This is a genomic window from Peribacillus sp. NPDC056705, assembly GCF_043656335.1.
Genome location: NZ_JBHTYI010000146.1, coordinates 1 through 1,717, shown reverse-complemented (window position 1 = coordinate 1,717; position 1,717 = coordinate 1). Strand labels below are relative to the sequence as shown.

At 51.4% G+C, this 1,717-nt stretch carries 1 protein-coding gene; it reads left to right on the top strand.

Annotated features, from left to right (window positions below):
* The coding region (locus ACFRAK_RS28335; RefSeq protein WP_394573089.1) for an ATP-dependent DNA helicase at positions 1-1,488 on the top strand (1,488 nt) is incomplete at its 5' end.
* Between the last annotated feature and the right edge of the window lie 229 nt (positions 1,489-1,717).

The following is a 1,717-nucleotide window of genomic DNA, read 5'->3' as shown; positions in this document are numbered from 1 at the left end:
CATATGCACACGGTGACGTTAACGGCGAAAGACAAAATTTGCTTCGGCGAATCGGAAGGCTGCGGAGCGATGGGCTGCTCCTTCTCGGAAGGGTACTATGACCGTATCAACGAAGCGATTCTGGACTTGCTGGCCCACGAGACCTTAATTACACGGCCGGTGGTTGAGGCCTATGCGCGCAAGCATCATGTGTGTCCGTTTGAATTCTCGCTGGATGCGTCATATGCCGCAGATGCCGTCATTTGTGACTATAACTATATATTTGATCCGCGCGTATCTTTGAAGCGAATGCCGGAGGAGACGAAGAAGCGAAGCGTGCTGCTAATCGACGAGGCGCATAATCTGGTTGATCGCGCACGGGGCATGTTCTCGGCGGAGCTCAACAAATCGGCGTTTCTGGAGCTGCAGCGGTCTTATAAAGAGAGCAATCCTGCTTTGTACAACGCTGCCAAGCGGGTAAACAGCCGCTTTAAGCTGCTCCGCAAGGCCAGCGAGAGTGAGGAGCGTATCGTCGGCTCCCAGCAGCCGGAGATGATGGTGGAACTGTTGGAGGATTTTGCGCTGCAGGCCGAGGCTGAGCTTATGACCGGTAAGAGCGGTGATGAGGCGGAGGCGCTGCTTGAGAGTTATTTTGCTGTACAGGCTTATCTGCGCATTTCCAAGCTGTATGATGAGCGGTTTGTGACGTATGCGGAGTTGAGTCAAAGTGAGGTATATCTCAAGCTGTTCTGCCTGGATCCATCCTATTTACTGCAGCAGGCTGGCAAGAACTATCGGTCGAGCATCTTGTTCTCGGCAACATTGATGCCACTCGGCTATTACCGCGATATGCTTGGAGCTGAGGAGGAGGATTACAGCTTGTCCATCCCCTCCCCCTTCTCAGCAGAACAACTGGATATGAGAATAATGCCGTTGTCTACCCGTTATAAAGATCGGGAGCGCAATCTAGAACCGATTGTCAGGATGCTGATGGAACTGGTGCAGGAGCAGCCGGTGAATACGCTGGTTTTTCTGCCATCTTACCCTTACATGCAGGACATTCATGCAGCCTTCACTAGACTGAATCCGGAAGTGAGAACATTACTTCAGGGACAAGGCATGAGTGAGGAGCAGCGGGAGGCTTTCCTGGAGGCGTTCCAGTCCGATGCGAAGGCTCCTATAGTGGGATTTGCCGTCATGGGCGGCATCTTCTCGGAAGGCATTGATCTGAAGGGAGAAAGGCTTTCCAGCGTGGTGGTAGTCGGCGTCGGACTGCCGCAGTTATCCTTCGAGAACGATATCATTAAGGATTATTTCGATCGGACCGGTAAGCGCGGGTATGATTATGCTTATGTGTACCCGGGAATAAATAAAGTGCTGCAAGCCGGGGGTCGCCTGATCCGCTCGGAGCATGATAGTGGCACGCTTACACTTGTGGATGACCGATTCCTGAACCGTCAGTACGGACTGCTGCTTCCGGATGAATGGCGACACTTTCGGCGAATATAACACTAGGAAGATGTTGACATGCAGAATCACAGGTCCTATAATACGGATTATATTAAGCAAGCATAAAGGAGGCTGATGTCAAATGAGTAATTTACAGAATGTATGTGTTGTGTTGTTGGCATCGGTCTCTTCGGACGGAAAGTTCTAACTGGTTGTAGGAATAAGGCGGCATTTGGGCGTGCCTTTATTTCCTTTGACCTCAAGGAACCCGTAGGAGACCGTGAATGGT